The 255-nt window shown below is 49.8% G+C and carries 1 protein-coding gene; it reads right to left on the minus strand.

Annotated features, from left to right (window positions below; all coding sequences use genetic code 11):
• On the minus strand, positions 1-255 hold a 255-nt coding region (locus MMG82_RS21505; protein ID WP_277622275.1), incomplete at both ends, for a transposase DNA-binding-containing protein.

The following is a 255-nucleotide window of genomic DNA, read 5'->3' on the forward strand; positions in this document are numbered from 1 at the left end:
AGGTGGTATCCTCTAGTGCTAACAAGATGTCATGCTCTCGAGCTTGCTGCGCGGTGGCTTGAAAACCCGCTTCAGCAATATCACTGGCTTGAATATTCTCATTGCGGATAAATCGGTAGGCCCCTTCAATCTCAGCGGGGGATAAGGGAAGTCTGGACACGGCAACTCCGGGTTGTTGGGTAATTGAGGTAGCCAGTGAAACAAGTCTTTGTGTACGTCTTGGGTCGTTGAGGTTTGCGTGCCCAAATTGACATT

Origin of the sequence: Shewanella sp. MM_2022_3 (assembly GCF_022557375.1) — a bacterium.
GTDB lineage: Bacteria > Pseudomonadota > Gammaproteobacteria > Enterobacterales > Shewanellaceae > Shewanella > Shewanella xiamenensis.